This window comes from Rhizobium sp. WYCCWR 11146 (assembly GCF_013591995.1).
Classification (GTDB): Bacteria; Pseudomonadota; Alphaproteobacteria; order Rhizobiales; family Rhizobiaceae; genus Rhizobium; species Rhizobium indicum.
This window is the reverse complement of sequence record NZ_JACCEY010000024.1, coordinates 45061-59409: the sequence shown is the minus strand read 5'-3', so window position 1 is coordinate 59409 and position 14349 is coordinate 45061. Positions and strand designations below refer to the sequence as shown.

14 protein-coding genes are annotated in these 14349 nt (G+C 62.0%); 6 read left to right on the top strand and 8 right to left on the bottom strand.

All coding sequences use genetic code 11. The annotated features are described in order from the left end of the window. The first annotated feature begins 38 nt into the window (after positions 1–38). Together HX899_RS20025 and HX899_RS20020 are read left to right on the top strand one after the other, a co-directional pair. Positions 39–3755, top strand: a complete 3717-nt coding sequence (locus HX899_RS20025) for a FecR domain-containing protein (protein WP_181293178.1) — start codon at positions 39–41, stop codon at positions 3753–3755. Continuing rightward, a complete protein-coding gene (locus tag HX899_RS20020; protein WP_138330624.1) occupies positions 3755–5725 on the top strand; it encodes a CHASE2 domain-containing protein in 1971 nt (656 codons plus the stop codon). The genes HX899_RS20025 and HX899_RS20020 overlap by 1 nt, the downstream gene beginning before the upstream one ends. 31 nt (positions 5726–5756) lie before the next feature. Here the strand turns inward: HX899_RS20020 and HX899_RS20015 are convergent, their stop codons facing one another. Then, on the bottom strand, positions 5757–6506 hold the full coding sequence (locus HX899_RS20015; protein ID WP_138330623.1) for a nucleotidyltransferase domain-containing protein: 750 nt from the start codon (positions 6504–6506) through the stop codon (positions 5757–5759). Positions 6507–6789: 283 nt separating this feature from the next. Here HX899_RS20015 and HX899_RS20010 point away from each other — a divergent pair, with 283 nt between their 5' ends. Both HX899_RS20010 and HX899_RS20005 read left to right on the top strand, forming a co-directional pair. Beyond that, a complete protein-coding gene (locus tag HX899_RS20010; protein WP_138330622.1) occupies positions 6790–7485 on the top strand; it encodes a fumarylacetoacetate hydrolase family protein in 696 nt (231 codons plus the stop codon). 10 nt (positions 7486–7495) lie between these two features. After that, positions 7496–8026: a gamma carbonic anhydrase family protein gene (locus HX899_RS20005; protein ID WP_138330621.1), complete on the top strand. Its 531-nt coding sequence runs from the start codon at positions 7496–7498 to the stop codon at positions 8024–8026. A gap of 40 nt (positions 8027–8066) precedes the next feature. Here the strand turns inward: HX899_RS20005 and HX899_RS20000 are convergent, their stop codons facing one another. Both HX899_RS20000 and HX899_RS19995 read right to left on the bottom strand, forming a co-directional pair. Then, complete coding sequence (locus tag HX899_RS20000; protein ID WP_173862960.1) at positions 8067–8774, bottom strand: isoprenylcysteine carboxylmethyltransferase family protein; 708 nt, start codon at positions 8772–8774, stop codon at positions 8067–8069. A gap of 89 nt (positions 8775–8863) precedes the next feature. Continuing rightward, the gene (locus tag HX899_RS19995) at positions 8864–9265 is read right to left on the bottom strand and encodes a hypothetical protein (protein ID WP_032992435.1); all 402 of its coding nucleotides are present in this window, start codon (positions 9263–9265) and stop codon (positions 8864–8866) included. A gap of 332 nt (positions 9266–9597) precedes the next feature. Between HX899_RS19995 and HX899_RS19990 the strand changes: the two genes are divergently transcribed. After that, positions 9598–9969, top strand: coding sequence for a hypothetical protein (locus HX899_RS19990; protein WP_171598379.1), 372 nt, complete (start codon positions 9598–9600; stop codon positions 9967–9969). Between the two features lie 95 nt (positions 9970–10064). Here the strand turns inward: HX899_RS19990 and HX899_RS19985 are convergent, their stop codons facing one another. From HX899_RS19985 to HX899_RS19965, 5 genes are all read right to left on the bottom strand, one after another. Further along, a complete protein-coding gene (locus tag HX899_RS19985) occupies positions 10065–10457 on the bottom strand; it encodes a DUF5071 domain-containing protein (protein ID WP_171598380.1) in 393 nt (130 codons plus the stop codon). Between the two features lie 5 nt (positions 10458–10462). After that, positions 10463–10879, bottom strand: a complete 417-nt coding sequence (locus HX899_RS19980) for an ester cyclase (protein WP_171598381.1) — start codon at positions 10877–10879, stop codon at positions 10463–10465. Between the two features lie 167 nt (positions 10880–11046). Next, on the bottom strand, positions 11047–11445 hold the full coding sequence (locus HX899_RS19975) for a Fur family transcriptional regulator (protein WP_011652680.1): 399 nt from the start codon (positions 11443–11445) through the stop codon (positions 11047–11049). Beyond that, positions 11442–12257 carry a zinc ABC transporter permease subunit ZnuB gene (gene znuB, locus HX899_RS19970; protein WP_018482892.1) on the bottom strand — a complete coding sequence of 272 codons (816 nt, stop codon included), beginning with the start codon at positions 12255–12257 and terminating at the stop codon, positions 11442–11444. The genes HX899_RS19975 and znuB overlap by 4 nt, the downstream gene beginning before the upstream one ends. Beyond that, positions 12250–13185 carry a metal ABC transporter ATP-binding protein gene (locus tag HX899_RS19965; protein WP_138330619.1) on the bottom strand — a complete coding sequence of 312 codons (936 nt, stop codon included), beginning with the start codon at positions 13183–13185 and terminating at the stop codon, positions 12250–12252. The genes znuB and HX899_RS19965 overlap by 8 nt, the downstream gene beginning before the upstream one ends. Before the next feature lie 102 nt (positions 13186–13287). Here HX899_RS19965 and HX899_RS19960 point away from each other — a divergent pair, with 102 nt between their 5' ends. Next, the gene (locus HX899_RS19960; RefSeq protein ID WP_181293177.1) at positions 13288–14337 is read left to right on the top strand and encodes a zinc ABC transporter substrate-binding protein; all 1050 of its coding nucleotides are present in this window, start codon (positions 13288–13290) and stop codon (positions 14335–14337) included. The last annotated feature ends 12 nt before the right edge of the window (positions 14338–14349 follow it).

Sequence of the window (14349 nt, the reverse complement as noted above, 5' to 3'; positions counted from 1 at the left end):
ACACGGACAAAGGGGAAGTGGGGTATGGGGTCGAGGACATGCGGAGTTATTCCAGTAACATCTGTCGCGCCGGCATGGCGCTGGCGCTTGCTTTGCCCGGTTTCGCGCCGTCGGCAATGGCCGACCCGGTGCAGCGTGCAACACCGGTCGCCGGTTCCGTCATCGCCCGCAAGACCGGCGAGGAAGTCCGCTTCATCGACGTGTCGAACTGGCGTGTCGTCGACATCAATCAGGATCTCCTGACCGGCGACGTGTTGCGCACCAACGCCAATGGCCAGCTCGCCATCGTCTTTTCCGATCACACCCAGGTTCGCCTTGGCCGCAATTCCTCGCTGCAGGTCAAGAAGATGGCTGCGAGCGGCGACACGACGCTGGAGCTGCAATCGGGAACGATCTGGGCGCGCGCCGAACGCGGCGGCCAGGGCCTGACGGTGGAAACGCCTGCGGCCGCAGCCGCCATCCGCGGCACCGACTGGACCATGACTGTCGAGGGCAACAAGACTTCGATGATTGTGCTCGAAGGCCGCGTGGCGCTCAGCAACCCGCAGGGCAGCGTTGAGGTGAACGAGGGCGAAGGGGCGGTGGCGACCATCGGCCAGGCGCCGAGCAAGATCATCAGCGTCAATCCTGACGACCGCGAACAGATGCTCTTCTATCTGGACCTGCGCGACGGCTTCGACCTGATGCCGACTTCGCCGCTACGGGCAGACCGCATGGCGACCGAACGCCGTCGCCTGCTGGCCCTGCCGCCGGAGCGCCGCACCACCGAAGACTGGCTGGAACTCGCCGAAGTGCAGAGCGCCTTCGATGGACGCCAGGCTGCAACCGCAACGCTGCAGAATATCCGCGGCCGCAAACTGACGACAGCCCAGCAGGCGCGCGTCAATTTGATCGACGCCACCATCGCCGGCTCCGAAAAGCGCTATGGCGATGCCGCCAAGCTCTTCCAGAAGGCCCTGCCGCATCTCGACCCGACACGCCGCAACATGGCCCAATATGGCGGCTATTTCGCCCGTTCGCTGGCCGACCCCGCCCATGCCGAACAGCCGCCGGCCAACGCCACCGGCCCCTATGGCGCGATCATGGAGGCCTATACGACAGGCTTCCTAAAAAACCCGCGCGCAGCGCTCGAGATCATCAAGAAAGCGGAGCAGCGCTATCCCGATGATCCGACCCTGCCGGCGGTCCGCGCCCAGTTGGCGGAGCTCATCGACGACCCTGAGCAGATGAAGGAAGCGATAGAACGCTCGCTGTCGCTCGACCCCGATCATCCGATGGCGCTCTCCGCCCGTGCAGGCTACAAGGCAAGCTATGAAAGCGATATCAACGGCGCGCTTGCGGACCTGAACCGCGCCATCGCGCTTGCCCCCGGCGCATCAGGCACGCTGAATTCTCTCGGCCTGCTGCAGAGCTCGCGCGATGCCAATGGCGAAGCGGAAAAGGCCTTCAAGAAGGCGATCGAGCTCGATCCGCAGGACCCGCTGCTGCACGCCAACCTTGCGATCCTCTATCTCGATCAGGCGCGCATGAAGGAAGCCAAGCGCGAAATCGACACCGCGATCGCGCTTGATCCGTCCTTCGATCATGCCCTGCTTGCGCGCGGCCGCTATTACCTGCAGTCCGGCGAGCGCGACAAGGCGCTGCAAGATCTGCTTGCCGCCAGCACCGCCAATCCCGCGCATTCGCAATCCCAGTTCATGCTTGCAGCCGCACATTACGAAAAGGGCGACCGGCTTCCCTCCGAACAGGCGCTCGAAAATGCCAACCGCCTCGACGATGACGATCCGGTCATCTCGTCCTTCCGCACCGCTATCGATATCGACGACTATGATGCAGATGGCGCGATCCGCAACGCGCAGGAATTCCTGCGCCGCTCGCGCGCCCGCGGCGGCGATTACAGCGGCCTCGGCGCAAATGCGAGCGCCGGCTCGACTCTGAACGACGCCTTCCGCCTGCAGGGTCTGGATGCCTGGGGCCGCTATTACGGCGATGCCGTCTTCGATCCTTTCAACGGCACCGGTTATATCGATCAGTCGATCAAGGGCAGCATCTTTCCTTTCGTCAACGCGACCAGCTTCAGCGACGACAATATCATCCAGAACCGCGGCAACGCGTCGAGCTACTCATCCTTCATCCAGGGCCTGTTGCTTTCGCCGCACATGCTTTCCGGCCGCTCGCGCTCGGTAACGCTGTTCGATGTGCCCTTCATCGAAGGCTCGCTCGGCGGCGGCATCAACAGCGTCGACGGCCATACGAGGCGCATCGGCGAAGCCGATATCCAAGGCTATTCGAACGAGACCATTCCGATCAGCTTCTATGGCAACCTGACCTGGGAAGAGCTGGCGCTCGACCGCGACTATCGGGATTTCGGCGGTGTCCAGACGGATAACAAGCTGCTGAGTGCCAACGGTTATCTGACGGCAACGGTCACGCCAGATGATCGCGTGGTAGCCTTCGTCAACCACGGGAAGAATGACGGAACTCTAAACGCGTTATCGTCAAACACCGGGTTCATGGAACTCCTGTTCCGTGTGCCTATCCCGCTGCCTCTCTACACAACAGAGGAGACTGTACGAGAAAGCACATATGCCGGCATCGGCTGGAGCCACACGTTTGCCTATGAAAACGTGTTGAATGGAGCACTGCTTTATTCAGGAAGCAAATCGAATACGAACAGCGCGCTTGATGTCGACCTGGACCCAGTGTTTATCGGCAGAGGGGTTCCCTTCATCATACCCTTTACCAACGTCACTCAGGAGACCGAATCCCAAACCTACATCGGCGCTTTGAGCCATTCCATAGGTACCGGACCGTTGACATTTCGCTACGGCATCGAAGGCGGCTGGATGGATGCCAGCAGCACCGTCGATGCGACGCTCCTAGGCTTGACAGCTCCTACCGATCGCACCGAGAACACCATCGATATCGGCCGCGGCTATATCGATGTGCTGCATGAGATCACGCCGGACCTCAAGGGCGAATACGCCTTGTTCGCCACGCGCCTGGAGGGCGACGGCATCGATATCAGCCGGCTGGAGCCGCGCTTCGGCCTCGCCTGGGCGCCGGTTCAAAACCACTGGCTGCGTGCTGCCTTCATGCGTCAAAGCTTTGATATTGGGATTCCGACCCTTGCCCCCATCGGCGTCCTCGGGCTGCAAACCAACCAGTTTTCCACCAATCCGCGAGGTTACACGGATACGGTCGCCCTGCAGTGGGATGCCGAATGGACCGATCGATTCTTCACCTCGGTCGAGTATCAGCACCAGGAACTGCATGATTTCTCGATCGATTTTCCGCTGATCTCGCTTCCCTCAGACACCAGCCTGCCGATCTCGCGCGGCAGCATCGATCGCGCTGCCGTCACAGCTAACGTCGCTCTCGGCCATGGTTTCGGCCTTTCGGCTACCTATGCCTATATGGATTCGGAAAACAGGGATCCGCTTGAGCCGATCTATGGAGGCCCTCTTCCCTTCATACCGCAGAATTCCGGGCAGATTGCGCTGACCTGGGTCAACGAAGCCAAGGTCAAGGCGACGGTCGCCGCCAACTATATCGGCGAGCGCGACGGCGATCGGTTTGGCACCAAGCTCGACGATTACTGGAGCCTTGACGCCCACCTGGTCTGGGAACCGTTCGACAAGCGCATCGAGCTGGAGGCTGCCGCCTATAACCTGCTCGACGAGGACTTCGAGATCACCCCTGGTGTGCCCGGCTGGGGCCGCGCCTTCAAGGGCACGCTCAAAGTTCGCTTCTGATGCGGGTGCGGGAGAAACCTCGGCAGGCCAGGCAGATCAGGAGCCGCCATCTCAGGCTCCTGGTGCTGTCGCTGACGACGCTGATCGCCATCTCGCTGCTGTCGCGCCTGCCCGCCTGGTCGCTGCTGGAGCTCCGAAGCTTCGACTATCTCTCGACCGTCGACGATCCCCGTCCGCCACCCGGCGGACCCGTCATCGTCGCGATCGACGAACCCTCGCTTGCCGATATCAACGCGCAATGGCCTTGGCCGCGCAGCCTTCATGCCCAGCTCGTCACCCAGCTGCGCGCCGCCGGCGCCCGCGTCATTGGCCTCGACATCATCCTGGCCGAACCGTCGACCCCGGAGAACGACAACGCGATCACCGGCGCTGTCGGCCCGGATGTCGTCCTTGCCGGCGACGAGACGTTGATCGAGACGCCGCAGGCCTCGCAACTGATCCGTGCGACACCGCTGCCGCAGCTGACCGAGGCAGGTGCCGTGACTGGCATCGCCTCCGTCGAACTCAGCGGCGACGGCACCTTCCGGCGCATTCCGGGCTATGAGGACGGCTTTGCCGCCATGCTAGCCAAGATCGCCGGCGTGGCCCCCGAGACTTTGCCCGCCGGCCGGCTCATCCAGTCCTTCGGCCCGGCCCGCAGCTATCCCACTGTCTCCTACTACCAGGCGCTCGACCCGAAGAACCTGCTGCCGCCGGATTATTTCAAGGACCGTGTCGTGCTGGTCGGTCTCAGCCTGCAGAATGCGCCAGCGATCGACAAGGGTGGCGTCGATGCCTTTGCGACGCCCTACACCGTTCATACCGGCAAGCTCGTCTCCGGCGTCGAGATCCAGGCGACGATCTACGATAATATCCGCAGCGGCCTGTCGTTCGCGGAAGCCCGTCTGCCGACGGTCGCTGCCTGCATCCTGATATCGGTGCTGCTGGCCGCCACCACCGTCTGGCGCTCGACGGGATGGCTGACGATCGTGACGAGCGCGGCGGCCCTCCTTGCCTTCGCCGCCGTCAGTGCCGCCGGTATGCGGCTAGCCCATATCTTCGTCTCGCCGCTTGGCCCGACGGTCGCCTATATCTCTGTCGTCTTCGGCCAGGCCGCCTTCGATTTTGCCGAGGAGCGCCGCAACAAGCGCCAAATCACCCGCGCCTTTGCCCAATATATCTCGCCCGATCTCGTCAAGCGCCTGTCGAGCGATCCCTCGCAACTGAAGCTCGGCGGCGAGCGGCGCACCCTCTCGGTGCTTTTCTCAGACGTACGCGGCTTCACCACCATTGCCGAGACGCTGAAGGACGACCCAGAGCAGCTGACCGGCCTGATCAACCGCTTGCTGACGCCGCTTTCCGACGTGGTGATGGACCATGGCGGGACGATCGACAAATATATGGGCGATTGCATCATGGCCTTCTGGAACGCGCCGCTCGACGATCCCGATCATGCCCTGCACGCCGTCAAAGCCTCTCTTGCCATGCAGGCGGCGATATCGAGCCTCAACCGCGAGCTGGAGCGAGAGGCGGCGATGCGCGGCGGCAGGCCGCATGTGTTGAAGATGGGCGTCGGCATCAACACCGGCGAATGCATCGTCGGCAATATGGGCTCGACCCGCCGCTTCGACTATTCCTGCCTCGGCGACAGCGTCAACCTCGCCTCGCGCCTCGAAGGCGCCTCGAAGAATTATGGCGTGGCGCTGCTGCTCGGCGAGGAGACAGCAAGGCTGGTCGCCGGCACCTATATCGTCGTCGAGCTCGACCGCATCATCGTCAAGGGCCGCACCGTGCCCTCGCCTGTCTATACCGTCGTGCATGATGCCGACGCCGAAGCCCTTGCCGCCCATCGGGCCTTCCTCGAGGCGAAATACGCCGGCACGCTTGCGCCATCCGATCCCGCCTTTGACAGGCTGGCCGCCGATATCTCTGAGCTTGCCGGCTATTACGCGATCGTCCGCGAGGCGCTGGCCGAGGCGGGCGAGGAATGACCGAGCAGAATGCAGGCAACGTAAATCGATACTATTCCGGGCGCGCTTCCAGCGGCGCGTTCTGCCTGTACCCCTCGAAATAGCGGCCGCCATGCAGGGCAAGCTCCCGATCGGCCAAAGCCATAAATCGGGCGCCGTCGCCCGCTGCCGCCAGTCTGAACGCCGCGTCGAACTCGGCTGCCAGTTGCGCATCGAGCTTCTTCATGAGGCGCGGCGCCCATTTTCCGCGGCCGGTCCATGCACCGCGTCCGAGCAGAATCAGGTCGGCCAGCTTCTGGTAGAGCAGCGCGGCGATGGCGGCGATCTCTTCGGGCGGGCGGGTACCGCGCAGATCATCGGCCAAATCGGTGACCTGGTAGCGCAGCATGTCGTAGTCCGCCCCGGCAAGAGGTTTCGGTCCTGCCGCCAGCATACTTGCCGCCTTTGCCTGGATGACACCTGCGCTGTCGATATCCGGTCCCAAAATGCTGCTTGTCGCCACCATGTTGACCATGATGGGATAGCCGCTGTCTGCGTCCTGATGAAGGTAGTGCGCCAGCGTCTGTGGATCGTGGACGAAGGCCTCGACCGGGAAACCATCCGCGGTGAACGACTCCCGCCAGGCTCTGTCGAGCGACGGGAATACGACAACCAGATCGATATCCGAAAAGACGGTGCCTTCGCCGCGCATGATGGAGCCGGCGACATAGGCGAATGCGGCCCCGGCATAGCGGCTGGCGATGCAGTGGCGGGCGACGGCCAGCGCCCGCTCCGCAAGAAGATATTTCTGGATATCGTCCACGATCTCGTCCTCGAATACGGGAAACGAGCGGGAACAAAAAACCCGCTCGTTTCCGGCGGGTTGGTCTTAGCAGCAATGAACGGAATTCAGTTCACGCGTCTACCACCCACCGCGATGCGGTGGTCGTAGACGTCGTCGAAACTGCAAAAGTCCTGCTCATGGCGGTAACGATACCGCTGGATAGTGATAGCGTCAATGCGCCGGCCAAGGAAGCTTCCCCGACGCGCCGATTTCCGTCTAAGATGACCCGCAAAGCAAGACTCGAAACAGGAAGAACCCGCCAATGCCCCATCCCGCCACCGTCATTCCGCGTCCAGCACCGGTACTGCTGCCGGTGGACGGCAGCGCCGAGCGTTTTCCGGTGCGCCGCGTCTATTGCGTCGGGCGCAACTATGCCGACCATGCGATCGAGATGGGCCATGATCCCAGTCGCGAGCCGCCCTTCTTCTTCCAGAAGAATGCCGACAACCTGCTGCCGGCGGGCAAGGCCTTTCCCTATCCGTCGCTGTCGAACGACGTGCATTACGAGGTCGAATGCGTGCTGGCGCTGAAATCAGGCGGCGCAAACATCGAGGCCGCGGACGCGCTCGACTGCGTCTATGGCTACGCTGTCGGCATCGATTTCACCCGCCGCGACCTCCAGGGCGAGGCAAAGAAGCTTGGTCGTCCCTGGGAGGTTGGCAAGGCCTTCGAACATTCCGCCCCTATCTCCCTAATCGTTCCGGCAAGCCGCCTCGGCCACCCCGCTGAAGGCAAGATCTGGCTGGAACAGAACGGCAAGCGCGTGCAGGACGGCGATCTCAACCAGATGATCTGGAAGGTGCCGGAGATCATCGCCGAACTGTCAAAGCTCTTCACTCTCGCACCCGGCGATATCATCATGACCGGCACGCCCGCCGGCGTCGGCGCGGTGGCCAGGGGCGATCGCATCAATTGCGGCATCGACGGCGTCGCCACCCTATCGGTCGAGGTCGTCTGAGGAGAGAGCAATGCCTGTCTACGCGCTTGGCGGATCGACGCCGAACCTGCCCGCCGCCGGCCTCTATTGGATCGCCCCGGATGCCAACATCATCGGCCAGATCGAACTCGGCGAGAATGTCGGCATCTGGTTCGGCGCCGTGCTGCGCGGCGACAACGAGCCGATCAGCGTCGGCGAAGGCACCAACATCCAGGAAGGCGTGATGGCCCATACGGACATGGGCTTCCCGCTGACGATCGGAAACGGCTGCACCATCGGTCATCACGCCATCCTTCACGGCTGCACCATCGGCGACAACACGCTGATCGGCATGGGCGCCACCATCCTCAATGGTGCGAAGATCGGCAACAACTGCCTCGTCGGCGCCAATGCGCTGGTGACCGAAGGCAAGGAATTCCCCGATAATTCGCTGATCGTCGGAGCACCGGCCCGGGTCGTGCGCACGCTCGACGATGCGGCAGTCGCGGCCATCCGCCGCTCGGCCGAAAGCTACATCACCAACTGGCAACGCTTCGCCAGGGATCTCAGGCAGATCGGGTGATTGGGTAACTCAGCGGCGGGTGGCGAAGCACCCTCTCCGCTCACCAGACTCCCGGAATCCAGCGCCAGCGCACACGCGCCGTATACTCCGCATAGCCTTCGAGGCCCTTGCGCAGTTCGGCTTCCTCGCCGAGCGTGCGGCCGAAGAGGACGACGACGAGCAGGCCGGCGGGGATCAGCGCGTAGAGCGATCCAAGCGACAGCGCCATGCCGGCGCTGAGCACGATGGCGGTTGCGTATCCGGGATGGCGGATTACGGCGTAGGGTCCAGTGTCGATCACCTTGTGGTCGCGGTCGGTCTGAATGCGCACCGTCGGCTCGAAATGCCGGTTGACCGATTGCGCCCAGGTCAAGCCGAGATAACCTGATGTCATCAGGAGATAGCCGATAAACACGACCCAATCGGGCTGCGGTGCCCAGTGGAAACGTCCGTCGTCGAATGCGCCGACCGGAAGAATGGCGGCAAAGAGAATGATCGTCAGCGTCGCCACCACGGCGTCCCAGGATTTGGTACCTTTCTGGTATCGGCTGCGCGCCGCAAACAGCTCCGGATTCGTCCGCCAGATCCAGATGATTGCGACAGCAGTCAGCACAAGGAACAGGCCGAGAAAAATCCACCCGCGCGGCCAGTCGAGCGTACCCGCCGGCCAGAACAGCGCTACAAACATGACGGCAATGGTGATGGCGAGCGATCCGAGCGATGGCGCCGCGGCGAATGAGTGACCGGGCCGAATGTCCCGCTGCGTCATGATCGCTCTCCGTTCCATTACAGCGCCGCGCGTCCTTTTAGGCGCGCAGAAGGACGCTGCACATGGCGGATTTCATTGAAAAAATCGCCTTACTCGGCGGCTTCGAGAAACTGGCTGTTTCGTGAAGAGGAGGCAAGAGCCTGAACCCTGGCTTCCGCCTTGGCGATCAGCTGATAGAATTCGTCCTGCGCTTCGACATCCAGCTGAATGACGGCATTGACGTCGTCGGGCGTATCGCAAACGCAGGCGACCGCAGAAATGGGACAGATACCGCCGGGATAACGTCTGCCGGTGCCCGTATAGGCACGACGTCCCCAACGCTCGGAATAGACCGTCTCTTCCCGCTCAAGCTGCAGGATCGTTCCCTTGCAGGCAGTCACGATAGCCGCCTTGCCGTAGGCGAACCAGTGATAGTTCAGCCTCCGGAGAATATATTTGCCGGTGATATCTTCGCCAGCCAGTTCGGCAGGGTTTTCAATCATTCTAATCATGACGGCTTCCTCAACGTTTAAACAATATCCGTCATGTCTTCGCGCGCAGCAAGTCAAAAAACGCTGCTTTTGGAGACACTTAGTCACAAAGTGTTTCCGATTCTTACATTAACCACGCGCCGAGCACCCCCTTGTGCACACAATTCTTCGTCGAATTTCCCGCAACCTGCTACCGATTTCGTCATTGTCCCGAGGTGGCAGTCACGTCAATGTCCCCTTGTGTTTTTCGGCGCGGGCTCGATATGTCCCCCTAATTGGTCCGAACACCGCGCCGTTTTTCACCCCACGAAACGGCCGGCTGTTTCGCCAGTTGGTCACCGCAGGAGAATTTCATGGTCGACGCGATCAACCCCATCTCCGCCACCGCCGCGTCCGAACCCACCAAGGTCGGCACCAGCACCTCGATCGGCTCCGAACCAGACAATGCCTGGGTCGCCGCCCGCCAGTCGCAGATCACCGCCGATCAGCTGGCAGCGAAGAAGGCCGTGGAGAAGGAAGCCGCAAGCGGTCTCATCCCGCACGCGGATCTGATCGTCAACGACGAGGAGCATCCGCAAAAGCGGCACGGGCATGCGGCATCGGACGACGGGGAAGAGGCCGGCGAACAGGCGGAACAGCCGGTCTTGTCAGGCGAAAGCGATCGGATCGGCACCCGGAATTTCGACGACGATACGCCCTTCGGCGAGCGTGTCGCCATCATCTGATCAAGAGCGCACCAAAATCGCGCCTCCACATCACATTGATGGCATTCATCCTCAACTTGGTCCGAGAAGACGATCAGCAAAAGCGCTGCCAGACGCTATGAATGCAAGCGCTGCAGCGCTTCACGGGCCAACGCGTCCACCCCTTCCAACTGGTCCGTCTTGCTCGGTCGATCTACCAGCCTCTGGAGGTCGTTCTCAAGTGCTCGAAGAACTTCGACCGACAGTTTTTCGACAATCAATTGAAAGCAGAAATACTTTTGAGAGGAGTCCGTTCCTCGGAGAACGCGCAACAGCGGATCAACAATTGGCGTTCCAAGTGTGACTAGAAAGCGAGCCAGGGGTTGCGCAATCGGCCAGTTGCCGTCCGCAGTCCACGCCAGCAAGTCATCCAGGATCGGAGCGATCGCAGGATAACCAGCGCTCTCGATACCAGAAAGAGCGGCAATGTCGTGCTTGTCACGAGGGACAAGGCTCTCTGCATCGAACACGCCAATCACTCCATCTCGTTGGGCCTCTGCCCACCTTGAAGCTGGGCTTCGATTGCCACTTTATCGATAACCGACCAGACCTCGACGATCTTGCCGCCGCGAAATTCGTAGATGACGTTCTCGGTGAAGGAAAGGCGCCTGCCGTTCACATCGAGGCCGAGGAATTTTGCCTTCGGCCTGCAATCGAAGCCGAGCCTGCAGGCGATATATGGCGGATCGCAAAGCAGCGTCAGCACCTTGAAATAGAGATCGGGAATCTCATCGAAGTCCCGCTCAAGCATGGCGACGTAACCCGGCAGCCCGAGCCGCCGGCCGTTATGAACTGCACCGTCGCCCACAAACTGCCCGAGATTGGGCCAGTCCTGCCTGTTCAGGCAGGCGATGTAGCCGCGGTATATCTCCGCGAGTTCTGTTTTCGTCACGCGATCGCCCCTGGCTTGGATTCTCAGGCAAAGATAGCGGAATGCAATATCGTAAGAACTGGAAGAAGCCGAAGAAAAGGCGGAACAACCAAATCGGCACCCACGACTTTGATGACGACACTCCTTTCGGTGAGCGCGAGGCGATCGTCTAGCGAATGCGAGGAAGCTTACGCCGCGCAGGCCTCGCACAATCCGCGGATCTCGATCGTCGTCTTTTCAGGCTTGAACTTCTGCCCGCGCACCCATTCCATCAGCCGGTGGTCGACCTCGTGGTCGTGGAACTCCGTCACCTGGCCGCAGCTTTCGCAGATCGCGAAGGCGACGATGCCGTGGCTGTGGCAGTCGTCGCCCGGATGGGCGCAGGCGACGAAGGAGTTGATGCTTTCGAGCCGGTGCACCACGCCATATTCGAGCAGCTTCTCCAGCGCCCGGTAGACCTGCAGCGGCGCGCGAAAACCGTGGTCGCGCAGCTTGTCGAGGATGGTATAGGCGCTGAGCGGCCCTTCGGCCTTTTCGAGCACGTCGAAGACCAGCGACTGGTTCTTGGTCAATTGCGGTGTCGTCATGAGCCTTGTCCTTGCATGACCGCGCGGTGGCGCCTGACGGGAAGCAGGCTGAGAATGAAGAGGATCAGTGCCGCGACCACGATCGAGGGGCCGGAGGGCGTGTCGTAGGTGAGCGAGCCGAACAGCCCGCCGACGACGGCCGCCGCCCCGATCAGCGAGGCGAGCACCGCCATGATCTCCGGCGTCGGCGAGAAGCGCCGGGCCGCAGCCGCCGGAATGATCAGCAGCGAGGTGATCAGCATGATGCCGACGATCTTCATAGCTATGGCGATGACGACGGCCATCAGCAGCATGAAGAACAGCCGCGCCCGCTCCGGCTTCAGCCCCTCGGCCTCGGCGAGCTCGGCATTGACGGTCGCAGCCAAGAGCGGCCGCCAGAGCCAGGCCATTGCCACGAGCACGAACAGCCCGCCGCCCCAGATCAGCGCGATATCGGTGGTGGAAACGGCAAGGATATCGCCGAACAGGAAGGCGATGAGATCGATCCGCACCCAGCTCATGAAGGCGACCATGACGAGGCCGATCGCAAGTGTGGCATGCGAGAGAATGCCGAGCAGCGCATCGGCCGACAGCGCCTGGCGTTTCTGCAGGAAGAGCAGCAGCACCGACACGAGGGCGGCGACGGCGAAGACAGCCAGTGTCAGGTTGAGTTCGAAGAGCAGCGACAATGCGACGCCGAGCAGCGCTGAATGGGCGATCGTATCGCCGAAATAGGCCATGCGCCGCCAGATGATGAAGCAGCCGAGCGGCCCCGTCGTCAGCGCCAGGCCGACGCCGGCAAGGATGGCGCGCACGAAGAAATCGTCAAGCATGGCGCTCTCCCGCTTCATGCGCGTGCGGATGGGCATGGTCAGGATGATCGTGATCATGTTCATGACCGGCATGCCCATGCTCATGCGCGTGCGCATGGCTGCCGTCATGCGCGTGATGGCCGTCGTCGGGGTGGCAATGATCGGTTACCGTGCCGTCGGCATGCTGCACGCGCCCATCAGGCAGATGTGTGTGATCGTGATGATGGCTGTAGACGGCCAGCGTCTGCGCCGCCCGGCTGCCGAACAGGCGCACATATTCCGGGCTGCGGCTGACGGATTCAGGCGTGCCGCGACAGCAGACATGGCCGTTAAGGCAGATGACCGTATCGGTTTCGGCCATGACGACATGCAGGTCGTGCGAGATTAGCAGGATGCCGCAGCCCGTCGCATTGCGGATCGACTTGATGAGGTCGTAGAGGGCGATCTCGCCGGAAAAATCGACCCCTTGCACCGGCTCGTCGAGGACCAGCAGATCGGGCTTGCGGGCAATCGCCCGGGCCATCAGCGCCCGCTGGAATTCGCCGCCGGAGAGGTGCTGGACCTCGGCATCGAGCATATGGGCAATGCCGGCGGATTCGAGCGCCGAGAGCATATCGCGCTCCGGCAGCGGTCCTGTCAGCGTCATCAGCCGGCGCACCGAAAGCGGCAGCGTCCAGTCGATCGACAGCTTCTGCGGGACATAGCCGACCTTGAGGCCGGCTTTGCGCTCCACCCTGCCCTCGTCGGGCTTCAACACACCGATCGCCGCCTTGGCGCTGGTCGATTTGCCCGAGCCGTTCGGCCCGATCAGCGTAACGATCTCGCCGCGCGATACGGAAAAATCGACACCGCGCACCAGCCAGCGACCGTTGCGCAGAATGCCGACATCTTCAAGCGAAACCAGCGGTTCGGCCCTGATACCGGCGGGGGTCTTTGCGGGAGAGAGCATCAAATTTTCCGAAAGTGCTGTTGCGTCCTGCTATTGCACACGTTATAGCATAACGCAATTGATGTAATAACATAACAATTGCAATTCAAGGGAAGCATATTGATGAAACGCGCCTTGGGGCCTGCCCTTAAAATCTTGGCCCTCCGAATGCCGGCCTTCACAATCCCGGCCCTGGCGATCCCCGCCCTACTCTTTGCTGGAACGATGCGGGCAGCCGATGCGCCTGTCGTCGTCACCTCGATCAAACCGATCCATTCGCTGGTTTCGGCGATCATGCAGGGAGTCGGCGAACCCGAATTGATCGTCGATGGCGCCGCCTCCCCGCATACCTACAATCTGAAGCCATCGAATGCTCGCGCCCTCCAGGACGCCAAGGTGATCTTCTGGGTCGGCCCCGGCCTCGAGGCCTTCCTCGAAAAGCCGCTGCAGGCGCTGGGCCGGGATGCCAGCATCGCGGCTCTCGACGACGCGCCCGGCCTCGTCAAGCTCCCCTTCCGAGAAGGCGGTGCCTTCGAGCCGCATGATGACGCCCCGGAGCACGAGAGTGCTTCCGATCAGCATGATGAGGCTGACGCCGCACATCATGTTGATCCCGGGCACGCCGGTGAACATCACCATGATCACGACCACGATACATTCGACACCCATCTCTGGCTCGACCCGATGAACGCCAAGGCCATGGCGGCCATGATCACCACGACGTTGGTCGCCGCCGATCCCGCCAATGCTCTGACCTATCAGGGCAACGCCAAGACGCTGGACGACAGGCTGGATGCGCTCGATACCGAGATCAAGGGCATGGTTGCTCCCGTCAAGGACAAGCCCTTCATCGTCTTCCACGACGCCTACCAATATTTCGAGCACCGCTACGGCATCCGCGTCGCCGGCTCGATCACCGTCAGCCCGGAAACCATTCCCGGTGCCGAGCGTGTTTCGGAAATCCACCGCAAGGTCGGCGAACTCGGAGCCACCTGCGTCTTTGCCGAACCGCAGTTCGAGCCGCGCCTCGTCAATGTCGTCATCGAAGGCACGCGCGCCAAGTCAGGCGTGCTCGATCCCGAAGCGGCAACACTGAAGGCCGGTCCCGATCTCTACTTCAACCTCATGCGCGGCATCGCCAACAGCATGAAGGACTGCCTCTCCAGCGCATGAATCTCATGCGCC